The organism is Nocardia sp. CA-129566 (assembly GCF_050956075.1).
In the GTDB taxonomy this organism is placed as follows: Bacteria; Actinomycetota; Actinomycetes; order Mycobacteriales; family Mycobacteriaceae; genus Nocardia.
Genome location: NZ_CP192085.1, coordinates 5,617,950 through 5,639,763 on the forward strand (window position 1 = coordinate 5,617,950; position 21,814 = coordinate 5,639,763).

Below are 21,814 nucleotides of genomic sequence, written 5' to 3' on the forward strand. Positions count from 1 at the left end.
TCCGTACTGGCTCATGTCATCCTTCGAGTTTCACCAAAACAGTTCGGCAACAACGGGATCCGGGCACAACAAGATCCGGGTACGACAAGATCCGGGTACGGCATGGCAGGGCCGCAGTTATGATGACGCTGATGGCGCATCGGCGTTCGCAGTCGATCGCTGACGGATGAGCGAGATCGAGCGCTTGCTCGCAGGCTGGTTACCCGACTCTCGACCCGTCACAGACGGAACACACAGGCACATTGCACCCCCCAAAGAAAAGTGGACGGCGCAACTCCCATAACGCCGTCGACCCGGCGGAAGAAGCCAAAAGGCCTGTTCCCCAGGATGATTCCGGTTACCCGTACCCGATGCTAGGTCATGGTCGAGACATCCGCCAACCGGCGCGGCAGGTTCTCAGCTCGCGCGCCGAATGATCAACAGCTGGACCTGCCACGATGTGGTCGTGCTGGGCGCGGACTTCGACACGCGCGCACCGTTTCGCTTCCGAACTGGGCGATACTCAGGTCTTCGAGTTCGACGATCACAGGGTGACTACCGATCCTGCGGCGCATATCACCCTGTGAAGCGAGTCGAGCGAATCGGGGAGCCGCTCCGATCCGGTATCGACCCGAGGGGGCGCTGCCCACGGCGCTCTCCGGCCACCACCTCGACCTGGTCGAAGACCTCGGACCGGAGGAGTTGGAACAGAGGTATTCGATGACGACTTCGGGCGTATCAGCAGGGCGCCCCTGCGGATTGAGGAGCGGCGCGCACGCCCGGGTCTCGCACCGCCCCAACGGGTCTGGCCGGATTCCGCCGACCAGACCCGCCATCGAGTTACTGGGTGGCGCGTTCTTTGGAGCGTGTCCGCACCCGCAACGCGATCGGCTTCTGGGTTTCGGCGAAGAAATCGTTGCCCTTGTCGTCCACAACGATGAACGCCGGAAAGTCTTCGACCTCTATCTTCCAGACCGCTTCCATGCCGAGCTCGGGATATTCGAGCACCTCGACGGACTTGATGCAGTCCAGCGCCAGCCGCGCGGCGGGCCCGCCGATGGAGCCGAGGTAGAAGCCGCCGTGCTCCTTGCACGCCTTGGTCACCTGCGCGGAGCGGTTGCCCTTGGCCAGCATGACGAAAGATCCACCGGCGGCTTGGAATTGGTCGACATAGGAGTCCATGCGCCCGGCGGTGGTCGGGCCGAACGAACCGGAGGCGTAGCCCTCGGGCGTCTTGGCCGGGCCGGCGTAGTAGACGGCCATATCGCGCAGGTACTGCGGCATCGGCTCGCCCGCGTCGAGCCGCTCCTTGATCTTGGCGTGCGCGATATCGCGCGCCACCACCAGCGGCCCGGTCAGCGAAAGCCGGGTCTTCACCGGGTATTTCGAGAGTTCGGCGCGGATTTCGTCCATCGGCCGGTTCAGGTCGATCTTGACCACATCGCCGCCGAGAATGGCGTCGGTCTGCTCCGGCAGGTACTGCGCGGGCTCGCGCTCGAGCTGCTCCAGGAACACACCCTCCGGGGTGATCTTGGCCAGCGCCTGGCGGTCCGCCGAACACGAGACCGCGATCGCCACCGGGCAGCTGGCGCCGTGGCGAGGCAGGCGCACCACGCGCACATCGTGGCAGAAGTACTTACCGCCGAATTGCGCGCCGATACCGAACTCCTGGGTGAGCTTGAAGACTTCCTCTTCCAGCTCGAGATCGCGGAACGCGTGCGCCGCCATGGAACCCTCGGTGGGCAGATTGTCCAGGTAGTGCGCGGAGGCGTATTTGGCGGTCTTCAAAGCGAATTCGGCGCTGGTGCCGCCGATCACCACGGCCAGGTGATAGGGCGGACAGGCCGCGGTGCCGAGCGAACGGATCTTCTCGTCCAGGAACTCCAGCATGCGCGTGGGATTCAGCACGGCCTTGGTTTCCTGGTACAGGAACGACTTATTGGCCGAACCGCCACCTTTGGCCATGAAGAGGAACTTGTAGGACGGATGCGCGGGATCGCCCGCAGTGGAGTACAACTCGATCTGCGCGGGCAGATTGGTGCCGGTGTTCTTCTCGTCCCACATGGTGATCGGCGCGAGCTGCGAGTAGCGCAGGTTCAGCTTGGTGTACGCGTCGAATACACCGCGGCTGATCCATTCGGCGTCGTCTACACCGGTCAGCACGCCCTCGGACTTCTTGCCCATGACGATCGCGGTACCGGTGTCCTGGCACATCGGCAGGATGCCGCCCGCGGAGATGTTCACATTCTTGAGCAGGTCCAGCGCGACGAAGCGGTCATTGCCGCTGGCCTCGGGATCATCGATGATCCGGCGCAGCTGGGACAGGTGCGCGGGGCGCAGGTAGTGGCTGATGTCGTGCATCGCCTCGGCGGTGAGCAGGCGCAGCGCCTCGGGCTCGACCTGCAGGAAGGTACGGCCGTTGTGTTCGAAGGTGTTGACGCCCTCGGTGGTGATCAACCGATACGGGGTGTCGTCGGCGCCGATCGGCAGCAGATCTGAATAGCGGAAATCCGGCGCGGTCACGGACGCACTCCTTCGGGCGGGCCTGGGATCGGTCTACGCAGGCTGGTCACGAGCACAACGAGCGTATCGGCCGATCACCGGCCGACCATTGCTTAGGCAAGCCTCACTCGAAGCATCGGTCCAAAAGGTTGCACGTTCAACCCCAGCAGTGCTACCTCTCAGATCTGGCAGTTGTCGCGCGACAAACGCGGCGCGACAATCCACCCGGCATGTCAGAGTTTGGAGCGCACTCGTGACCGATCCCCACTGGCTCGATGATGTCGAAATGCGTGCGTGGGTGGGGTATGTGCGCACCCGCGACCTCATCGCCGCCGCGGTCGGGCGCGACTCATCCCGCGAGTCGAACCTCACCTACGTCGAATATTCGGTGCTCGCCTATCTGGCCGACGCGCCCGATCACCGACTCACCTTCGCCGATCTGGCCACCAAACTCGAATGGTCGCAGAGCAGGCTCTCCCATCAGATCACCCGCATGGAGAAGCGCGCGCTGGTGGCCAGGGAACCGATTCCCGACGATGCCCGCCGCACCGCGGCGCGGCTCACCCCGCGCGGCGCGGAGGTGCTGGCCACCGCCGCACCCGCGCATGTGCGCAGCGTGCGCAGACATATGGTCGACGTACTCGACCGCCAGCAATTGGCCGCCCTCGCCGATATCTACGACACGCTGCTCACCCATCATCGAAGAGCCGCCGCCCCCGAATAACCCGCCCGCCGGTCAAGCCGACTGAACGACTCCCGCCGGTACGCCGAGCGCCCGTTCGAACCCGTCCGGCACCACCAGATCGCCGCGATCGAGCTCGCCGACACTGGTCTTGCGCAGTCCCAATAGTGCCGAATCAATACCGCCACGCAGGATGTCGAGCACATTCTCGACGCCCGCCTGCCCGTTCGCGGCCAGGCCCCACAGATAGGCCCGTCCGATCATCACCGCGCGTGCCCCCAGCGCCACCGCCTTCACCACATCGCTGCCGCGCCGGATACCGCCATCGAGCACCACCTCGATCTGCGACCCGACCGCATCGGCCACCACGGGCAGGGCCCGGATCGCCGCCGGCGTGCCGTCGAGATTATTGCCGCCGTGGTTGGATACCGAGATCGCCGCGACCCCGGCATCGACCGCCCGCCGCGCATCGTCGACGCGCATCACGCCCTTGAGCATGACCGGACCGCCCCACTGCTCGCAGATCCACGCCACATCCGCCCAATCCGGCGCCGGCGTGCCCATCCACTCGCCGTACGCACCGAAAAAGCCCGGTGCCGGCCCATCGCCGACGGCCATATTCGGCGCGGTGAGATCCGGAATGTGCCCGGACCGAATGTAAGTCGCCAGCCAGCGCGGCCGCATCAGCGTCTGCGGCGCGAATGTCAGCATGGTCTTCAGGTCGAGCTTTTCCGGGATCACCGGACTGCCCCAGTCGCGCCCGTGTGAGAAGGACCAGTCCAGGGTCAGGATCAGACCGACCGCACCCGCCGCCTTGGCACGCGACATCCGCTGCAGGATCTCATCTTTCGAACCACACCAGTACAGCTGGAAGAAGGTCGCCGGATTCGCCGCGATGACCTCCTCGATGGGCTTGCTCGCGAAGGAGCTGAGTCCCATGGCGATGCCGCGGGCCGCGGCTGCACGTGCCACGGCCACCTCACCGTCCGGATGCACCGCCTGCACACCGGTGGGCGAGATCAGCACCGGCATCGAGAGCTGCTGTCCCAGTACGGTTGTCGACTGGTCGCGGTCGCCGATCGGGCCCGCGCAGTGCGGCGCGAAGCCGAGTTCGGTGAAGGCCCGCTCATTCTCATCGATAGTTTGGCCTCGCTCGGATCCGGCGATCAGCGCGCCGTATACCGACTTCGGTAGTCGTTTCTTTGCCCGCCGCTGCGCTTCGGCAACGGTTTCGAACCAGGGGTTCACGGGAGGGGTCCTTTCGCAGAAGCCACCGGCCACCAGAGCCGGATCTGTTCGTTCAGGTCAGCGGTGAGTTGGTCGAGCAGAGCGGTGCCCTCCTTGGCGCTGGCACCCGCCGGATCGCCGAGTACGCCATTGGCGCTCACCGCGCGCACGCCGCCGGTGCGCAGGAGGGGCAGGATCTCGGGCAGCGGCCTGGTATCGCCCGCGACGGCCAGATCGGTTCGCACCGAATCCGGCCGCAATGCCAGTTGCATCGAGGTCTCGGCGCGACCAGCGTGCGGATCGCCCCGATAGCGCGGCAGGTACACCCGCACATCCCGCGATTCGCCGCGCAGCAGCGCCTCGGCCTTGCGCAGCGGTTCGAGATTGCCGCCGTGCCCGCTGACGAGCACGATGCGGTCGAAACTATCGGTGGCCGAACGGCACAACTCCACGATCAGCGACTCCAGCGCGGCCTGCCCGATGGACAACGTGCCGGCGAATCCCGCGTGCTCACCACTGGACCCGTACGGAATCGCCGGTGCCACAAGCACATCCGGCCGCGCTGCGGACAATCGGGCACACAATGCCACCGCGATATCGGTATCGGTGGACAGCGGCAGATGCGGTCCATGCTGTTCGGTGGCTCCCACCGGCACGACCAGGATCACGCCCGCGGCGGCGCGCTCACCCGCCTCCGGCGACGTGAGCCGCGCCACATCCACACTGTGGTCCGCGACACTTTCCGACATGCCGCGAGATTATCGTCAGTCACTGACATAATCAATACCGTGACAGATGCCAGGGTGCGCGGCCGTCCACGCGGGACCAGCAAGCGCGAACTCGAACTGATCGCACTGCGGTTGTTCACCGAACAGGGCTTCGACGAAACCACCGTCGAACAGATCGCCGCGGCCGCGGGCATCAGCGGGCGTACCTTCTTCCGTTACTTCCCCACCAAGGCCGAGGTGCTCTGGTACCAGTTCGACGACGAGGTCGCGGCCCTGCGCGCGGCCTTCGCCACCGTGCCCGACGACCTGCCGATGATGACCGCCGTGCGCCGAGTCGTGGTGAACGCCAACCGATACCGCGCCGAGGACGTCCCCGAACTGCGCGTTCGCATGCAGTTGGTCGGCAGCATCCCCGCACTCGCCGCCACCGCCGGCGCGCACTACGACGCATGGGAACGGGCGGTGAGCGCCTTCGCCGCGCGCAGGCTCGGCGAACCCGAGAACGGTCTGCTCCCCCTTGCCGTCGGCCGCACCACCCTGGCCGCCGCACGCGCCGCGTTCGACGCCTGGCTCACCAGGGCCGACGCCGACCTCACCGTTTATCTCGACGAGGCGCTCGCGGCACTGGCACGTGGATTCGCGGCGGACAAACGGAATACGGATCTACCGGCGGGCTAGCGTCAGGTTTCACCGGCAACCTCGATGGGGTAAGACTAGGCTCGGTATCGGCGAGCAGCCGAATGCACGACTATCCCGACAAACCCGTCGAAAGGGGCTGGAATTTCCATGTCCGAGGTGTCCATGAGCCTTTCGGCGGACTCGCTGCCCGCTGGGACGATCGACAACCTGCTGCCGCAGCTCGTTGAGCATCTGCGCCAGAACCGCACCGCGCTGCGCGAAGAATGGGCCCGCCGCATCGGTGACGCCCAGCTGCTTTCCGCCATGACCCCGGAGGAAATCTTCTCCGAGGCCACCTCCGTCTACGACAACTACGTCGAGGTGCTCGAAACCGGTAGCGCCGAGGCGCTGCAGGCCTACGCGCGCGACCTGTCCGAACGCATCATTCCGCGAGGCGTCGAGACCGATGAGGTCATCGGCATCGTCCTGCTGCTGCGTGACGTGCTGGCGCGCAGCCTTTTCGAGAAGTATCAGTCCAACTTCGAGCTGCTCAACCATGTGCTCGACGCATACGAACCGGCCGCCAACCGCATCGCCAACACCGTGACCGTATCGTTCGTGCAGGAACGCGAGCGTGTCATCCGGCAACAGCAGGAAGCCATCCGCGAACTGTCCACCCCGGTGCTGCAGGTGCGCGAGCAGCTGCTCATCCTCCCCATCATCGGCGTGCTGGACAGCCAGCGCGCCCGCCAGCTCACCGAGCAGCTGCTGCGCGCTATTCGCGCCAACCGCGCCAAGGTGGTCGTGATCGACATCACCGGTGTCCCGCAGATCGACTCCACTGTGGCCAACCACCTGGTGCAGACCGTCGACGCATCCGGCCTGATGGGCGCGAACGTCATCATCACCGGCCTGTCCTCGGAGATCGCGCTGACCCTGGTCACCATCGGACTGGACTTGTCGAAGATGAACGCGGTCGGCGATCTCCAGGGCGGTATCGAAGAGGCGGAGCGTCTGTTGGGCTACGAAGTCACGCGTGTGACCGATCGACTTCTGACCGAACGCGACGGACGGTAATCGGGCGGGCTCATGCCGGTACCCATACTCAAACAGGGCACCTATCTCATCGCGTCGGTTCAATCAGCCTTGACAGATGCCGATACCGAACGCCTGCAGGACGACCTGATGAAGCAGGTCTCCAAATATCGTGCGCACGGCATCATCGTCGATGTCACCGCGATCGACGTAATGGATTCGTTCGCGGCGAGATCGCTGCGTACCATCGCGCACATGACGCAGCTCCGCGGTGCCGAAACGGTCATCGTCGGGTTGCAACCCGAAGTCGCGTTCGCCATGGTGCAACTGGGTCTCACCTTCGAGGACATGCACACCGCCCTCGACCTGGAAGAGGGCTTGGCGTGGCTGAACCGCAAAACCCCGGCCCGCCGCCAGCGAGATGGTCGTGACAGTGGCCGCTGAGAACTTGGTGATCGCGGTCAAGGTGTCGGGTGACATCGTGATCGCACGTCAAGCCGGTCGAGAGCTGGCGGCCAAGCTCGGATTTTCTCTGACGGATATGACCATGATCTCGACGGCGATCTCGGAGATCGCCCGCAACATCACCAGCTACGCGGGCAGTGGTGAAATACGTTTGCTGGTCGACGACCGGGAGGGTCGCCAGGCGCTGGTCGTCCAGGCCGAGGACCAGGGACCCGGCATTCGCGATATCGCCCGCGCGCTCGACGACGGATACTCCACCGGCCGCGGTCTCGGACTCGGCCTGCCCGGCGCGCGCCGTCTGATGGACCGTCTCACCGTCGAATCCGCACCCGGACGCGGCACGTTGGTTGAGATGTGGAAGTGGGTACCCAACGGTGCATGAGGACGGGATCATCGGCCGGATCGAATGGGCGGTGGCCGGTCGCGCCCTGCCCGGCCAGCGGGTCTCCGGTGATCGCGGCGTCGTACTCGACGCGGGCGGTGGCGCGGTACTTTTCGCTGTCCTCGACGGACTCGGCCACGGTGCGGCGGCCGCGGACGCCGCCGATCGTGCGGCGCAGGTGCTCTCGGAGAACCGCGCCGAACCGCTGGATGTCCTGATGGTGCTATGTCATCGCGCCATGGCCGACACCCGCGGTGCGGCAGTGTCCTTGGCGCTGTTCGGGGCGGCCGATACGGTGCACTGGCTCGGCGTCGGCAATGTCGAATCCCGGATTCTGACCGCGGGACCGGTGGGACTCACCATGCGCGCGACGGTCCTGCTGACCGGCGGCATCGTCGGCTATCGGCTACCCCAGAACCTCCAGGCGCAGACCGTTCCGGTGCGCCCCGGCGATCTGCTGCTGATGTCGACCGACGGCATCGTCACCGAATCCGCCGACAGCGGCATCGATCTGTCCAAATCCACCGCCGAGATCACCGCCGAAATCCTGGCCAGGCATGCCAAGGACACCGACGACGCCTTGGTGCTCGCGGCACGTCACCGGGGCGACGTACTGGATGGAGGAACCAGCGTGAACGGCGGGATGACATGAGCGAGCGGAGCGAGCGAACAACCAGCGCAGCCGCAATCGCGGTCATGGCTCAGCCGAGCGCTAGCGAGGCGCAGACATGAGCGCGGCATTGGCCGCATTCCTCGACGCGTACGCGCAAGCGCTACGGCGACACCTCGACTCACCGACCCAGGCCGGTCTGGCCGAGGGCTATGAACTCGGCCGCCGCGCCCTGGTCGAGGGCATCAGCCTGCTCGACCTCACCGAAAACCATTACCGCGTAGTCCAATCCGCCGAATCCGGCACCGCGAACGACGCCGACACCACCAAACGCGCCGAGACCGCGCTGGAATTCCTGCTGCAGACCCTCGCCGCCCTGGACATCGCCACCCGCGGCTATATCGATGGCACCCGGCGTGCCGAGCAACAGCGTTCGCGCATCGACGATCTCGCGGGTCGCGACGCCTTCCGCACCGCGCTGGTGGAATCGCTGCAGGACGGTTTCTTCGTGGCCGACGCGCGCGGCACCATCATCGAGGTCAACTCGGCCTTCGGCGCGCTGACCGGATACGGCGCCGCCGAACTCCCGTTCCCACTGCCGCACCCGTGGTCGACGCCCGACGGTCCGCGATATCCCGATCTCGGCGCCGAGGCACAGCGTTTCGTGATGCCGGTCAAACATCGCGACGGCCGCACCGTCTGGCTCGCGGTGAGCACCAGCGCGATGGTCGAACCGGAGAAGTACGAGCAGATCTTCGTCGGCACCATCCGCGATGTCACCGCCGAACACGATGCGCAGGCCCGCGATCAGGCGGCCTCCCGGCTGGCCACCGCCGTCGGTGCGGCGACCAGCGTGGTGGAGGTGCTCGCGGTCGGACTCGACGAGTTGCGGCGCACCGTCGGCGCGGAGACCGCGGTGGTCATGGTGTGGCCCAACCGGAATACCGGGCCGGAAGTGTATGTCTCCGGTGCCGAAGGCATTCCGGAGGGCACCGTGCTCGATGCCCGTGCGCGGGCACTGCTGGACCGGGCCCGGCGCAGACCGGCGCGCAGCCTGTTCGCGATTCCGGAGGGCACCGAGAGCTCCGAGGGCATCGTCGCACCGCTCGGTGAGACCGGCGATGCGGCACTATGGCTGCGCTTCGCCGCGCCGCGCGCCATCAGCGCCGCGGACTGGACGCTGTTCTCGCTGCTCATCGGCCATCTCAGCCTGGCAGTGCAGCGGGCGCGCAACTTCGATCAGGCGCGTTCGACCTCGCTGACACTGCAGCGGGCCATGCTCGGTCCGATCGAACTGCCGCCGCGGTTCTCGGTGCACTACGAGCCTGCGCTGCCGCCACTGGAGATCGGCGGCGACTGGTACGACGTGGTTCCGCTGCGCGACGGCACCATTGGGGTCGTGGTCGGCGACTGTGTCGGGCGTGGTCTGTCCGCCGCCGTCGTGATGGGCCAATTGCGGACGGCCGCAAGGGCTTTGCTGCTGCGCGGCGCCGGTCCGGCGCAGCTGCTCGCGGAACTCGATACCGTCGCCGGCCGGATTCCCGGCGCGATGTGCACGACCGTATGCGCCGCCGTACTCGATCCGGTGCGCGGACTGGTCCGCTACAGCAGCGCGGGACATATGCCGCCGATTCTCGCCGATGTCGGCCAGCCCGGCCGACTGCTCGAGGGCGGCCGGGCGGTACCGCTGGCCACCTTCGACACGCCACGACGGCCCGAGGCCACGACGGCGCTGACACCGGGTTCGACACTGGTGCTGTTCACCGACGGCCTGGTCGAACAGCGCGGCGTCGATATCGATGACAGCTTCGCCAAGATCTCGGCGGTACTCGCCGATACCGCGGGCAAATTGCCGCGCGAGGTCGCCGACGCGGTGCTGTCGCGACTACGTCCGGCCGCTGGCTACGACGATGACGTCGCCATGGTGGTGTACCGGCAACCGCCCGCCGCGCTGCGGCTGGAGATTCCGGCCGATCCGGATCAGCTCTCGGCCATGCGCAAGCGGCTCAAGGCGTGGCTCGCCGCCGCCGCGGTACCGCACGATCTCGCCTCCGACCTCATTGCGGCGGCCAACGAGGCATGTAGCAACAGCATCGAACACGCCTACCGCAATGGCGGCGGGCGGGCCACCCACGCGATGAGCTCAAGGGCCGAACTGCTCGGCCGGGCCACGAGTTCCGCCACGGCGGCCACCACCGACACCGGACTCGTCGAACTGACCGCCGAATGCGATACCGAACGGGTCGTCATTCTGGTCACCGACACCGGAACATGGAAACCACGCTCGGCCGATCCAGGTCCGCGCGGGCGCGGCATCGATATGATGCGCGCGCTGACGGAAGAATTGGAGATAGATCACAGCGGATTGGGCACCCGCGTCCGCATGTCGGTAACCTTGCCCGCGATCAAATCCCCAGTGGCGAACCCCCTTCGCGGCACGAACCGCCAGGTTTCTGGATGACGAATGCAGCGCGAAAGGCGGGTTCATGGCAGATTGTGATGATGTGACCACCAACTCCGGAGATGCGTACCCCCTCGCGGACACGATGACCACCACGGTCGAGGCACAAGAAGCCGCGACCGTGCTGACGGTGTCCGGCGAAGTCGATCTGGCGACCGCACCAGCGCTGGAGAACACCATCGAGGCCATCCTCAATGGCAGACCAGCGGTGCTGATCATCGACCTGACCGCGGTCAGCTTCCTCGCCTCGGCGGGGATGGCGACGCTGGTCGCAGCGCATCAGCGGGCCGGAGACACGACGACCATCGTGATCGTCGCCGACGGTCCGGCTACCAGTCGTCAGCTGAAGATGACGAGTTTGGATCAGGTGTTCGCGCTGCACACCACCCTGGCCGAGGCGCTGGCCAGCCTGCGTTGAGAGCGGGCCGGATGCCGTCGTCGCGACGGACTCCCGGCCCCGGATAGACCGCGATCCCGGCCTCCGCCGTGCCGGCGGGGCCGGGATCGGTCGTTTTCAGCTCAGCACAGTTCTCGCAATTGCTCGATCAACTTGACCCGCTCGGCCGCAGTCGCCGCCATCGGCACGACATTGAGCACCGTGACACCCGCCTCGCGGAACGCGGCGACCCGCTCCTTCACGAATCCGGCCGGGCCGACCAGGGAGATGTCGCGCACCAGATCGTCCGGGACGACCTTGGCGGCCTCTTCCTTCTTGCCCGCCAGGTACAGCTCCTGGATCCGGTCCGCCTCGGCGCCATAGCCGTATTTGGTGGCCAGGGTGTGATAGAAGTTCTTGCCCTTGGCGCCCATGCCGCCGATGTAGAGCGCCAGATGCGGCTTCACGAATTCCAGTAGCGGCGTGACATCCTCGCCGATGGCCAGCGCGGGACCGGCGTAAACGTCCAGCTCGCCGAGGATCGGATCGCGTTTGGCCAGACCGGCATCCAGCGATTCGCCCCAGATCTCCTTGGCCTTCTCCGGGACGAAGAAGATCGGCTGCCAGCCCTCGGCGATCTCCGCGGCCAACTCCACATTCTTGGGGCCGAGCGCGGCGAGCAGCACCGGAATGCGTTCGCGCACCGGATGGTTGATCAGCTTGAGCGGTTTGCCCAGACCGGTGCCGCGATCGGCGGGCAGCGGGATCTGGTAGTACTTGCCCTGGTACTCCAGCCGCTCCCGGCGCCACACCTTGCGGCAGATCTCCACCAGTTCCCTGGTGCGTCCGATGGGGGCGTCGTAGGGCACGCCATGGAAGCCCTCGATCACCTGCGGGCCGGAGGCGCCGAGGCCGAGTACGTATCGGCCATCGGAGACGAAGTCCAGGCCAGCGGCGGTCATCGCGGTCAGGCTCGGCGTGCGGGTGTAGATCTGCAGAATGCCCGAGGCCAGTTGCAGCCGCGTGGTCTTGGCCGCCAGATACCCGAGCGCGCTCACCGCATCGAACGAGTAGGCCTCCGGCACGAAAACAATATCGAGTCCGGCCTGCTCGAGGTCGGCCACCTCGGCGGCCGCCTCTTTGAAGCCACCCGAGTAGTTGATGCTCAATCCGATCCGCATAGCACTCAACATAACCGCAGCTACGCACCGGGCCTGCACCGGCCACCCCCGCGCGGGCGGTAGCGTATTCGCGGTAGTTCTTCACTGTCGTCGCAGGAAAACGAAAGGCCACCCGCCGTGTCGCAGACCTCCTTCGCTGAGGCCAACCTCGCGCAGTACCTGACCGACCTGGCCGCGAAGGTGCCCGCACCCGGTGGCGGCGCCGTCGCCGCACTGCACGCCGCACAGGGCGCCGCACTGGTGGCGATGGTCGCGCGCTACACCACCCGGGCCAAGGATGCCGAGCACCGGCCGGTCGTCGACCGCATCATCGAGGCAGCCGACGCGGCCCGCGAGCGCGCACTCGCACTTGCCGACGCCGATGCGGCCGCGTTCACCGCCGTCGGCAACGCGTACAAATTGCCGAAGGACACCCCGGAGCAGACCGCCGCGCGAGCCGATGCGATCGCGGCCGCGTTGATCGAGGCCGCCCGGGTGCCCGCCGCCGTCGTCGACGAGGCCGACGAGGTGCTTTCGCTGGCCGCGGAACTGCTGCCGATCGGCAATCCGAATGTGGTCACCGATATCGGTGCCGCCGCCGACGCCGCCCGCGCCGCGGCCACCAGCTCGCAGCTCAATATCGAAATCAATGTCGGCTCGCTGAGCGCCGAACAAGGCGATAAGTTCGCGACGGTGCTGATCCGCATCGACGAGATCACCGCCCGCGCGGACGCATTGCACGCCGACGTATTGCACGCCGTGCGCGGCTGAGTCGGCAACCGAACGGTCGTACTCGCGCTTGGTCGTTTGTCCGACTCGGCGCCGGGTACGCGACCCCTATAAGCGAAAACTGTGGATCTGGGCGGCCGTTACAGAACCGGTACGTCGAGTTGATCATGAAGTCCTAGAATGGATTTCTGCGTCCCACACCAGCGTGAAGGGGTGGAACCATGCGGAGCGCACTCAGATATTTCTTCCTCGCGACCGTCGTCGTGGCCTTGGCCGCGTTCGGGTCCGGAGCGGCGATCGCCACCACCATCCTCAAACCCGGGGTCGACTCCGTATCGGCGATTTCGCCGTCGACAGGCCAGGAAGTGGGCATCGCGACTCCGGTGACGATTCGATTCGCCACACCGGTCGCCAATCGCGAACGGGCCGAACGGTCGGTCGAGATCCGGGCCACCGCCATCCTGCCCGGCCGTTTCGTCTGGTCGAGCGATCGCGAACTGACTTGGGCGCCAACGAGTTTCCTGCCCGCTCGGGCTCCGATCACCGTAGCGGCCGGTAACGCGCGCACCGAGTTCCGCACCAATGCGGGCGTGGTCGGCGACGCCGATATGTCGGCGCACACCTTTACCGTGAGCGTCGGCGGAGCGGTGGCCCGACAGATGCCCGCCTCGATGGGCAAGCCCGGCTGGGAGACGCCGACCGGCACCTTCCCCGTGCTGGAAAAGTTCCGTTCGGTCGTGTTCGACTCGCGCACCATCGGCATTCCGCTGAGCTCGCCCGAGGGGTACGTCATCAATGGCGAGTACGCCGAACGCCTCACGTGGGGTGGTGTTTTCGTACACTCCGCACCCTGGTCGGTGGACTCGCAGGGCTATGCCAATGTCAGCCACGGCTGCATCAACCTGGCCCCCGATGACGCCGCCTGGTACTACGAAACCGTCGGCGTCGGTGACCCGGTGACCGTGCACTGGTGAGCCGTAAACAATCCGTTTTCCTTCGCGACACCGGCCCGCATTTTCGTCGACCGCAGCAAACCTGGCAGTATCCTGCCGGGGTTGATACAACTGCGGGACACACTTGACGGTATGACCTGATGAAGGTGGGCCATGGATCGACCGGATATGACCTCGCGGCCCAATACTGGCCCGCAACCGAGCATTACGCCGCAACACCCGCTCGGTGACCCGAGGGCATATCAGGATCCGAACGACCCCGTGCCGCACCGCCGAATGCCGATTCCGCAGGTTCCAGCAGGGCCCGATCAGGCGCCGTTCCAGCAAGATCCGGGCCCGCACCGCACCGGCCCAATCGGACAAAGCCCGATCAGGCCGGGCTCGATGCGCCCGGCTCCAGCGAACCGTCGCGGCCCGATCCAGAACTCCGCCGACCAAGCCGCGATGCACACGGGCCCGCTGCGCCACGAGCCGATCGACGCGGAGCAAACCGGGCCTATCCCCCGGCTACCGATCGACCGAACCCCGGCCGACACCGGCCCGTTCCGCCGAATCGTGGGCGATCAATCATCGACCAATACCGGTCCGCACCACCAGGTTCCGATCGAGCCGGCACCGATGAACTCCGGAGCACTGCGGCGAGCACCCATCGAGCGGGTACCCACCGACTCCGGACCGCCGCGCCGGGTGCCGAGCGACCAGAGCGCAACACCCTCCGGGCCGCTGCGCCAAGTGCCCGACGCGCCGACACCGATGACAACGGACCCGTTCCGTCGCATAACCGGTCACCGAGGTCCGGGAACGCACACCCCAAATCCGCAGGGCCCCGGCCAGACTGGCCCGATTCAGCGGGATCCGATCCAGGAGCCACCTACCCGCCGAACCCCGGTGCCGACACGCGAGACCGTCCCGCAGCACCCGACCGCTTCGGTGCCGAACCAGCACGGATCGACATCGCAGCACCCACACCATCACGCAGCTGCCGAGCAGCCATACGAGCCGACCGTGCAGGACCGCCACGCTCCGGCATCGCAAGATCCGATTCAGCACGCCCCTGCGGCGCACGGCCCGGGACGACAAGTACCGATGCAGCGAAATCCGGGGCGGCAGAATCCTATTCATTCCGACGGCAGCAACAGGTCGTTCGCGCAGCAGGATCCGACAGGGCAAGCGCCCGCTATACAGCCCCCAATGCGGCAGCCCGCGGTTCAGCGAGATCCCCTGCGCCAGAACCCGATCAACTCGGACGCCGCTTGGCACCGCCCCCGGCAAGGCCCGAACCACGGCGCGCCCTCGCAGCCACCGCGGCTGCACTCGCTCGCCACGCCGGATTCCGCCCATCAAGTGCAAGATCCGATGCGGCAGAACATGATTCATGCTGGCAACGGAGAACTCAACGAGCGCGGGCGCGACCATCAGGACGACAGGTCCGAGTGGGTCGAGGAGCTTCCGGAGGAGAAGCCGCCCGCGCCGGATTACTTCCGGCACGAGGAAGCGCTGGCGGCCTTGATCGATCGGTCGGGACGGAAACGGTCGACGCGACGATGGCTGCCTGTCCTCGTCGGATCGGTCGCCGCCGCCGGGCTATTGGTGGTGGCCTTCGTTCAGCTCGACCCGAATCCGCAACCGGCGACGGTGGCCTCGTCCAGCCCGAGCCAGATCGCGGTTACCGATCCGACGCCCACCGCGCAATGTCCGGCCGAGCAGGTCGGCAACAAAATTCAGGGCAATGGGGCCGGCGGTATGGATTCCGGACCGGCCGTCATCTTCGCCTTCCAGTACGCGTACTACGTCACCCGATCCGGCGAGGCGACCCGAGAGTTCGTGGCTCCCAACGCATCCGTCTCCCCCGCCGCGACGATCCAACAGGGCATCGACGGGATTCCGGCGGGCACCACGCACTGCATCACCGTCACGCCGGGTGCCTTCGTCGGCCAGTATCTGGTGCAGGTGACCGAATTTCGACCGGATTCGAAGTCGATCACCTACAAGCCTCAGGCCGTCACGACCGCGCGTATCGGCAGCCAGACCCTGATCACCGCGATCAGCGCCGCCAAATAGTCAGACGGGCGAATTCCACGGCACCAGTACGATCTTCCCGCGAACACGCCCGGATTCACTCAGGTGGTGTGCCTTGACCACCTCGGCCATCGGCAGCACCTGATCGATCTCGACCCGTAACCGCCCATCGTCGAACCAGGCGGACAGCTCCCGCAGGTCGCTGCCGGACGGTGTCACATACAGTCGCTCATATCGCGGATCGTCCTCGGCATCATTGCCCTGCGCGTCGATCAGGCGTCCGCCGTCCGCGAGTACCGGCAACGATCGTGACCCGTACGCGCCACCGACGAGATCGAAGACCACATCGATATCGCGCACCGCATCCGCGAAATCGGTTGTCGTGTAGTCGATCACCTCGTCCGCTCCCACATCGCGCAGGAACTCGTGATTGGCGGTCCGGGCCGTACCGATCACGTGCGCGCCGCGGTTCTTCGCGATCTGCACCGCGAGATGCCCGACACCGCCCGCCGCCGCATGCACCAGCACGCGTTGCCCGGCATCGACTTCGGCAAGTCCCTGCCAGGCGGTCAGCACCGCAGTCGGCACTGCCGCCGCGTGGATGTGGTCCAGGCCTGCGGATTTCGGTGCGAGGAAATCGGCCTGCGCCACGACGTATTCCGCGTAGGCACCGTGCCGGCTGAGCACCATGCCGTAGACCTCGTCGTCGACCGCGAACTGCTCGACGCCGGGGCCGACCTCGGCCACTATCCCGGACACGTCGAAACCCAGTGTGAACGGTGGATCTCCGAGTTTGCGCACCAGCCCGGACCGCAGCTTCCAGTCCGCCGCATTCATACCGGTGGCGGCGACCCGCACCACCACCTCGCCCGGCCCAGCACTCGGCCGATCGACCTCGACGATTTCCAGGACCTCGGGAGCACCGAATGTTCGTTGCGTGATTGTCAGCATGCCAGAGATTCTGCGTTCACCTAGTATCCAGGGGAAAGAAGGCACTTCAATGATCCCGGGGTACCCGATGGATACCATCGTCGACTGGTCCGACTCCGATAACCTGGTCAAGGCCTATCTGACCAACTGTCCGGCACGCGAAGTGCTCACCGTGCTCGCGGACAAATGGGTGCTGCTGGTCCTCGGTGTGCTGCGCATGGCGGGCGCTCCGGTGCGCTTCAATGATCTGCGCCGCCGACTCGATGGCATTACCCAGAAGATGCTCACCCGCACCCTGCGCAACCTCGAGCGCGACGGCCTGGTCCGCCGCGCCGTCTACCCGACCGTCCCGCCGCGCGTCGAGTATTCGCTCACCGATCTGGGTGCCAGCCTGGGCGAACTGAGCCACGCGATGGGTATCTGGTCGGTCCGGCACCATAACGAGATCCTGGCCGCCCGAGATGATTTCGACACGCGCGCGGCAGCGGAACCCGAACCCGTCTGAGCCCGACAAATCTTCGCGACGCTCAGTGTCGCGTCAGGCGGCCCGGACCAGGTCGCCGCCGGAGGCGAGGGCGGCATACCGGCCGTCGGCGTCCATCAGTTCGCGATGGGTACCGCGTTCGATGATGTGGCCCTGGTCGAGGACCACGATCTGATCGGCGTCGCGGATGGTGGAGAGCCGGTGCGCGATGGTGATGGTGGTTCGACCTTCCGACAGTGCGTCGATGGCCGCCTGCACCTCCTGCTCGGTCCGGTTGTCCAGCGCGCTGGTGGCCTCGTCGAGCACCAGAATCGGTGGGTTGCGCAGGATCACCCGCGCCACCGCCAAGCGCTGCTGCTCGCCGCCGGAGAAGCGGTATCCGCGCTCGCCGACCAGCGTGTCGTAGCCATCGGGCAGGCTCGCGATGTGATCGTGGATCTGCGCGGCCCGCGCGGCGGCGTACAACTGCTCATCTGTCGCATCGGGTTCGGCGAAGCGCAGATTGTCCGCGACCGAGGCGTGGAACAGGTAGGTCTCCTGGGACACCACACCGACGGCGGCGGCGAGATCGGCAAAGGACATGTCCCGCACATCGATTCCGTCGATGTGCACCGATCCCGATGTCACGTCGTAGAGCCGCGCCACCAGGTATCCGAGTGTCGTCTTACCGGAGCCGGTCGCGCCGACAATGGCCAGACTGGATCCGGCGGGCACGGTGATATCGATATCCCGCAACACATCCCGCGTGCCCGAGCCGTAGCCGAAGCCGACGTGATCGAAGCGCACCGCGCCCTGCACTCCCGAATTCGGCACCGGCACAGGCTTTATCGGCTCCTGGATATCGGGCTCGAGATCCAGGTATTCGAAGATCCTGCCGAACAGCGACATCGAACTCTGCACCTGCACACCGGTGTACAGCAACTGCACCATCGGCCGCAGCAGACTCGTCTGCAAGGTCGTGAACGCCACCAGCGTGCCGATCGATACCAGCGGATGTCCCGCCGCGACAGTCAATCCCGCCGCCCAGTAGACGACCGCGGGCATGGCGGCCATGACGATCTGAATCGTCGACTGCCGCCACCGCCCCGCCATGCCGGAGCGGATCTCCAGATCGACCAGCCCGCGCGACTCCTTCGCGAAATCGTCGACCAGGGTGGGTGAGCGCCCCATCGTGCGCCCGAGCAGTATGCCGCTCACCGATAGCGACTCCTCCACGATCGCCGACATGCCCGCCAGCTTCTGCTGGCGCTCGGCGGTGATCTTCCTGCGCTCGTCACCGACGCGCCGACTGATCCAGACGAAGAACGGCAGCATGATCAGCGATACCGCGGTGAGCCGCCAGTCCAATGCGATCATCGCGATCACCGACGCGATCACCGTGGTGAAGTTGGAGACCAGCGAGGTCGCGGTGGAAGTGACCGTCGACTGCATGCCGCCGATATCATTGGCGATCCGCGACTGCACCTCGCCGGTCCGCGTAGTCGTGAAGAACGACAACGGCATTCGCTGCAGCTGCGCATACACCGCGGAGCGCAGATCGTGCATGACCTCTTGACCGACCGCGGTGGAGATGTAGGTCTGCAGCACGCCGAAGACGGCGGTCAGCGCGGCGACCGCGACCATGCCCGCGGCGAGCGCGGTCAGCAGACCGGTGCGGCCGTGCGGGAGGGCGTCGTCGAGGATGCCGCGCAGCATGAACGGTGATGCCAGCGCGACCAGGGAGGACAAACCGACGAGCGCGGCGACCAGAGCCAGGCGCGCTCGATAGGGACCAAACAGCCGGACGATCCGGCGAAGTTGATGTGGGGGCTGCACAGGCGCCTCCTTCCGAAGCTACATCCTCAAACTGAGCATGACTCATAATTGTTCCCAAAACAATGAGTTATGCTCAACATCGTGGACACCGCTCCCGATCCCGACCTCCCCGAACTATTCCTGCGCACCGCCAAGCGCATCCGCCGTAACCAGGTCGCCCGGCTCGCACCGCTCGGCATCACCCCAGGCCAGGCGCGCGCGCTGCGCATTCTCGGCCACCACGACGAGCCGCTGCGCATGGCCGCCCTGGCCGATCACCTCGGCATCGTCCCCCGCTCCGCCACCACCGTGGTCGACGCCCTCGAATCCGCGCTCCTGGTCTCGCGGGCCCCCGACCCCACCAACCGCCGCTCCACCCTGGTGACCCTGACCGATTCCGGTCGCGCCGCCCTCTCGCAGATGGCCGCAGCCCGCCGTCAGGCCGCCGAGGAAGTCTTCGCCACCCTCGGGTCCGAGCAGCGCGAGACCCTGCGCGACCTGCTCGCGACACTAGACGCAGCCGCGATGCAGGCGTTACCGTCCGCTATTTCTCAGCGATGAGCCGAGCACGCCAATAGACTGTGACGCGCGCCATATTCGAAACTTGACGCGCTCTTGGACAGCACCGCCGGTGCGTGCCGGTGCCGCAGCGGAGTCGGCGACGCGGATCGCGTGACCAACTCCGCACACAAATGGTCGGGGCCTGGTAGCTGGAGATATGCGATGACCCGAACAGCGAGCTCCGATATCAGAGCGTTGCGGTCCAGGATGGCCGGGCCGGTATTCGCTCCCGACGATGCGGGCTACGACACGGCCCGCGCGGTCTGGAACGGCGATATCGACAGGCGACCGGCGGTGATCGCCGAATGCCTGTCCCCCGAAGACGTGGCCGCGGCACTCACCTTCGCCAGGGAACACGCGCTCGAGCTATCGGTCCGCGGCGGTGGCCACGCGTACAGCGGCACCGGTGTCGGCGACGACGGGCTGATGATCAACCTCGGCTTGATGAACAGCGTCCTGGTGGATCCAGAAGGCGCGCATGCCCGGGTCGGCGGCGGCGCGACCATGGCGGATGTGGATGCCGCGACGCAGGTGCACGGGCTGGCCGTGACCGGCGGGGTGATCAGCGATACCGGTGTCGGCGGGCTCACGCTCGGTGGCGGCATGGGCTGGCTGACGCGCATGTTCGGGCTGACGATCGACAACCTGGTGTCGGCGCAGGTCGTGCTCGCGGACGGCCGGATCGTGCGGGCCTGCGAAGCCGAACACCCCGACCTGTTCTGGGCGCTGCGTGGTGGCGGCGGCAACTTCGGCGTCGTCACCGAATTCGAGTTTCGGCTGCATCCGGTCGGACCCGAGGTGCAGCTCGGCTTCTTCTTCTGGGGGCTCGCGGACGGAGGTGCCGCGCTACGGCTGTTCCGCGAGTTCATCCCGACGCTGCCACTGCGTTCGGGAGTATTGGTCGGCGCCGGACTGTCGGCGCCACCAGCGCCTTTCGTGCCGGAGCAATTCCACTGGGTGCCGGGCCATGTCCTCATAGTCGCTGGTTTCGGCACAGCCGCGGAGCACGCTCAGGCGGTGGCCCCACTGCGCGCCGCGCTACCGCCGCTCTTCGAATTCATCACCCCGATGCCCTATGTCGAATTGCAGAGCATGCTCGATGGATCCGCGCCTTGGGGCGCCTACGGCTACGAGAAGAGCCTGGACCTCGACGATTTCTCCGATGAGGTGATCGCGGTGATCACCGAGCACGCGGGCAACAAGGCATCACCCCTCTCCTTCATGCCCATTTTCACGCTCAATGGCGCCTTCACCGCCGTTGGCGAGAGCGACACCGCATTCGGCGGCGCCCGCACCGCGCACTATGTGTGCAATATCCAAGCCGCCGCCCTCGACCCCGAAAGCCTCGCCACCGACCGAACCTGGGCCCGAACGATCTGGGATGCACTGCGCCCCTTGGCCTCCAACCCCGGCGGCTACGTCAACTTCATGTCCGACGCCGACGAGAACCGGGTCCGCACGTCCTACGGCGCCACCAAATACGCCAGACTGGCGTCCATCAAAACCCGGTACGACCCCGACAACGTCTTCCACCGCAACGCCAACATCAAACCCGCCTGACAGATCGCGGTTTGCGATGCACCACGCCACCCGCAAGACCCGCCGCGCCATAGCATGAGAATGTGCTGCTGAGCGCATTCCACCGCCCGCTCCGAATCGCCACCGCCCTGCTCCTGCTGGCCGGAGTCGCGCTGGCCGCGTTCGGCAGCGCGGCCTCGCTCAGCCACCACAGCCCCGCCCGCGCAGCGAGCTTCCTGATCGTCGCTGTCGCACTGGTAAGCGCCGCGGCGCTGGTGCTGCGCGGCTACCGATGGATCATCGCCATCACGACCGTGGCTCTGGGCGGTCAGTGGATCGCGGTCGCCGCGACCACCTGGGAATTGATCCACGGCATCGACCCGATCAAATCCCGTCAACTACACGACCTGGGCGTCACCCCCACCACCGGCGTAACCATCAATCTGATCTACTCCAGCACCGCCGCGATCCTGTTCACCTGGTTCGCCCTGCGCTACCACCGAATCCGCACAAACGACCGATAGCAGCTCGCCGAAACCTCACTGTGGCTGGGGAACTCGACAACCGTGCGGCACTCACGATCGCAGCCGCCCGGCCCCGG

The 21,814-nt window shown here is 66.4% G+C and carries 22 protein-coding genes; 15 read left to right on the plus strand and 7 right to left on the minus strand.

The window, feature by feature from the left end:
* Window positions 1–819: 819 nt before the first annotated feature.
* A complete protein-coding gene (locus tag ACQP0C_RS24235; RefSeq protein WP_433723372.1) occupies window positions 820–2,502 on the minus strand; it encodes a fumarate hydratase in 1,683 nt (560 codons plus the stop codon).
* Window positions 2,503–2,734: 232 nt separating this feature from the next.
* Here ACQP0C_RS24235 and ACQP0C_RS24240 point away from each other — a divergent pair, with 232 nt between their 5' ends.
* Window positions 2,735–3,205, plus strand: coding sequence for a MarR family winged helix-turn-helix transcriptional regulator (locus ACQP0C_RS24240; RefSeq protein WP_433678430.1), 471 nt, complete (start codon window positions 2,735–2,737; stop codon window positions 3,203–3,205).
* A gap of 12 nt (window positions 3,206–3,217) precedes the next feature.
* Here ACQP0C_RS24240 and mftD read toward each other — a convergent pair whose 3' ends face one another.
* Window positions 3,218–4,411, minus strand: coding sequence for a pre-mycofactocin synthase MftD (gene mftD, locus ACQP0C_RS24245; protein WP_433723373.1), 1,194 nt, complete (start codon window positions 4,409–4,411; stop codon window positions 3,218–3,220).
* Window positions 4,408–5,139, minus strand: coding sequence for a mycofactocin biosynthesis peptidyl-dipeptidase MftE (mftE, locus tag ACQP0C_RS24250; protein ID WP_433723375.1), 732 nt, complete (start codon window positions 5,137–5,139; stop codon window positions 4,408–4,410). Before mftE ends, mftD begins: the two co-directional genes overlap by 4 nt.
* Before the next feature lie 39 nt (window positions 5,140–5,178).
* On the opposite strand from mftE, the gene mftR reads away from it, so the two are divergent.
* The 7 genes from mftR to ACQP0C_RS24285 all read left to right on the plus strand — a co-directional run bounded on the left by mftR (window position 5,179) and on the right by ACQP0C_RS24285 (window position 11,107).
* Window positions 5,179–5,796 (plus strand): mycofactocin system transcriptional regulator, encoded by a 618-nt coding sequence (gene mftR / locus ACQP0C_RS24255; RefSeq protein ID WP_433723377.1) that lies wholly within the window; start codon window positions 5,179–5,181, stop codon window positions 5,794–5,796.
* Between the two features lie 108 nt (window positions 5,797–5,904).
* Window positions 5,905–6,813, plus strand: a complete 909-nt coding sequence (locus ACQP0C_RS24260) for an STAS domain-containing protein (protein ID WP_357319489.1) — start codon at window positions 5,905–5,907, stop codon at window positions 6,811–6,813.
* A gap of 12 nt (window positions 6,814–6,825) precedes the next feature.
* Window positions 6,826–7,215, plus strand: coding sequence for an STAS domain-containing protein (locus tag ACQP0C_RS24265; protein ID WP_159930623.1), 390 nt, complete (start codon window positions 6,826–6,828; stop codon window positions 7,213–7,215).
* Window positions 7,193–7,618 (plus strand): ATP-binding protein, encoded by a 426-nt coding sequence (locus ACQP0C_RS24270; protein ID WP_330254750.1) that lies wholly within the window; start codon window positions 7,193–7,195, stop codon window positions 7,616–7,618. Before ACQP0C_RS24265 ends, ACQP0C_RS24270 begins: the two co-directional genes overlap by 23 nt.
* Window positions 7,611–8,270, plus strand: a complete 660-nt coding sequence (locus ACQP0C_RS24275; protein ID WP_433723379.1) for a SpoIIE family protein phosphatase — start codon at window positions 7,611–7,613, stop codon at window positions 8,268–8,270. The genes ACQP0C_RS24270 and ACQP0C_RS24275 overlap by 8 nt, the downstream gene beginning before the upstream one ends.
* A 76-nt stretch (window positions 8,271–8,346) precedes the next feature.
* The gene (locus ACQP0C_RS24280) at window positions 8,347–10,689 is read left to right on the plus strand and encodes a SpoIIE family protein phosphatase (RefSeq protein WP_433723381.1); all 2,343 of its coding nucleotides are present in this window, start codon (window positions 8,347–8,349) and stop codon (window positions 10,687–10,689) included.
* 25 nt (window positions 10,690–10,714) lie between these two features.
* A complete protein-coding gene (locus ACQP0C_RS24285; RefSeq protein ID WP_433723383.1) occupies window positions 10,715–11,107 on the plus strand; it encodes an STAS domain-containing protein in 393 nt (130 codons plus the stop codon).
* A gap of 101 nt (window positions 11,108–11,208) precedes the next feature.
* Here the strand turns inward: ACQP0C_RS24285 and ACQP0C_RS24290 are convergent, their stop codons facing one another.
* Complete coding sequence (locus ACQP0C_RS24290; protein ID WP_433723385.1) at window positions 11,209–12,246, minus strand: LLM class F420-dependent oxidoreductase; 1,038 nt, start codon at window positions 12,244–12,246, stop codon at window positions 11,209–11,211.
* A gap of 117 nt (window positions 12,247–12,363) precedes the next feature.
* Between ACQP0C_RS24290 and ACQP0C_RS24295 the strand changes: the two genes are divergently transcribed.
* Window positions 12,364–12,996: a cyclodeaminase/cyclohydrolase family protein gene (locus tag ACQP0C_RS24295; protein ID WP_433723387.1), complete on the plus strand. Its 633-nt coding sequence runs from the start codon at window positions 12,364–12,366 to the stop codon at window positions 12,994–12,996.
* Between the two features lie 179 nt (window positions 12,997–13,175).
* A complete protein-coding gene (locus tag ACQP0C_RS24300) occupies window positions 13,176–13,928 on the plus strand; it encodes a L,D-transpeptidase (protein ID WP_433723389.1) in 753 nt (250 codons plus the stop codon).
* Window positions 13,929–14,470: 542 nt separating this feature from the next.
* On the opposite strand, the gene ACQP0C_RS24305 is transcribed toward ACQP0C_RS24300, so the two are convergent.
* Window positions 14,471–14,686 carry a hypothetical protein gene (locus tag ACQP0C_RS24305; protein WP_433723390.1) on the minus strand — a complete coding sequence of 72 codons (216 nt, stop codon included), beginning with the start codon at window positions 14,684–14,686 and terminating at the stop codon, window positions 14,471–14,473.
* 577 nt (window positions 14,687–15,263) lie between these two features.
* On the opposite strand from ACQP0C_RS24305, the gene ACQP0C_RS24310 reads away from it, so the two are divergent.
* A complete protein-coding gene (locus ACQP0C_RS24310; RefSeq protein WP_433723392.1) occupies window positions 15,264–15,968 on the plus strand; it encodes a hypothetical protein in 705 nt (234 codons plus the stop codon).
* Here the strand turns inward: ACQP0C_RS24310 and ACQP0C_RS24315 are convergent, their stop codons facing one another.
* Entirely contained in the window at window positions 15,969–16,877 is a 909-nt protein-coding gene (locus ACQP0C_RS24315) for an NADP-dependent oxidoreductase (protein WP_433723394.1), read from the minus strand. It abuts the gene before it with no gap.
* Between the two features lie 67 nt (window positions 16,878–16,944).
* On the opposite strand from ACQP0C_RS24315, the gene ACQP0C_RS24320 reads away from it, so the two are divergent.
* The gene (locus tag ACQP0C_RS24320) at window positions 16,945–17,361 is read left to right on the plus strand and encodes a winged helix-turn-helix transcriptional regulator (protein WP_433723396.1); all 417 of its coding nucleotides are present in this window, start codon (window positions 16,945–16,947) and stop codon (window positions 17,359–17,361) included.
* 33 nt (window positions 17,362–17,394) lie between these two features.
* Here the strand turns inward: ACQP0C_RS24320 and ACQP0C_RS24325 are convergent, their stop codons facing one another.
* Window positions 17,395–19,155 (minus strand): ABC transporter ATP-binding protein, encoded by a 1,761-nt coding sequence (locus ACQP0C_RS24325; RefSeq protein ID WP_433723398.1) that lies wholly within the window; start codon window positions 19,153–19,155, stop codon window positions 17,395–17,397.
* Window positions 19,156–19,236: 81 nt separating this feature from the next.
* Here ACQP0C_RS24325 and ACQP0C_RS24330 point away from each other — a divergent pair, with 81 nt between their 5' ends.
* The 3 genes from ACQP0C_RS24330 (at window position 19,237) to ACQP0C_RS24340 (ending at window position 21,737) form a co-directional block, all read left to right on the plus strand.
* Entirely contained in the window at window positions 19,237–19,695 is a 459-nt protein-coding gene (locus ACQP0C_RS24330; RefSeq protein ID WP_433723400.1) for a MarR family winged helix-turn-helix transcriptional regulator, read from the plus strand.
* Between the two features lie 162 nt (window positions 19,696–19,857).
* Complete coding sequence (locus ACQP0C_RS24335; RefSeq protein ID WP_433723402.1) at window positions 19,858–21,255, plus strand: FAD-binding oxidoreductase; 1,398 nt, start codon at window positions 19,858–19,860, stop codon at window positions 21,253–21,255.
* Window positions 21,256–21,317: 62 nt separating this feature from the next.
* Window positions 21,318–21,737, plus strand: coding sequence for a hypothetical protein (locus ACQP0C_RS24340; protein WP_433723404.1), 420 nt, complete (start codon window positions 21,318–21,320; stop codon window positions 21,735–21,737).
* The last annotated feature ends 77 nt before the right edge of the window (window positions 21,738–21,814 follow it).

Bases quoted from the DNA above. Each gene is read 5' to 3' on its own strand.
- mftE (WP_433723375.1), bottom strand. From the start codon at position 5,139: ATGTCGGAAAGTGTCGCGGACCACAGTGTGGATGTGGCGCGGCTCACG.
- ACQP0C_RS24300 (WP_433723389.1), top strand. From the start codon at position 13,176: ATGCGGAGCGCACTCAGATATTTCTTCCTCGCGACCGTCGTCGTGGCC.
- ACQP0C_RS24315 (WP_433723394.1), bottom strand. From the start codon at position 16,877: ATGCTGACAATCACGCAACGAACATTCGGTGCTCCCGAGGTCCTGGAA.
- ACQP0C_RS24280 (WP_433723381.1), top strand. From the start codon at position 8,347: ATGAGCGCGGCATTGGCCGCATTCCTCGACGCGTACGCGCAAGCGCTA.
- ACQP0C_RS24260 (WP_357319489.1), top strand. From the start codon at position 5,905: ATGTCCGAGGTGTCCATGAGCCTTTCGGCGGACTCGCTGCCCGCTGGG.
- ACQP0C_RS24265 (WP_159930623.1), top strand. From the start codon at position 6,826: ATGCCGGTACCCATACTCAAACAGGGCACCTATCTCATCGCGTCGGTT.
- ACQP0C_RS24305 (WP_433723390.1), bottom strand. From the start codon at position 14,686: ATGCGACGGAACGGGTCCGTTGTCATCGGTGTCGGCGCGTCGGGCACT.
- ACQP0C_RS24285 (WP_433723383.1), top strand. From the start codon at position 10,715: ATGGCAGATTGTGATGATGTGACCACCAACTCCGGAGATGCGTACCCC.
- ACQP0C_RS24290 (WP_433723385.1), bottom strand. From the start codon at position 12,246: ATGCGGATCGGATTGAGCATCAACTACTCGGGTGGCTTCAAAGAGGCG.
- ACQP0C_RS24320 (WP_433723396.1), top strand. From the start codon at position 16,945: ATGGATACCATCGTCGACTGGTCCGACTCCGATAACCTGGTCAAGGCC.
- ACQP0C_RS24310 (WP_433723392.1), top strand. From the start codon at position 15,264: ATGCGGCAGAACATGATTCATGCTGGCAACGGAGAACTCAACGAGCGC.
- ACQP0C_RS24335 (WP_433723402.1), top strand. From the start codon at position 19,858: ATGACCCGAACAGCGAGCTCCGATATCAGAGCGTTGCGGTCCAGGATG.
- ACQP0C_RS24270 (WP_330254750.1), top strand. From the start codon at position 7,193: ATGGTCGTGACAGTGGCCGCTGAGAACTTGGTGATCGCGGTCAAGGTG.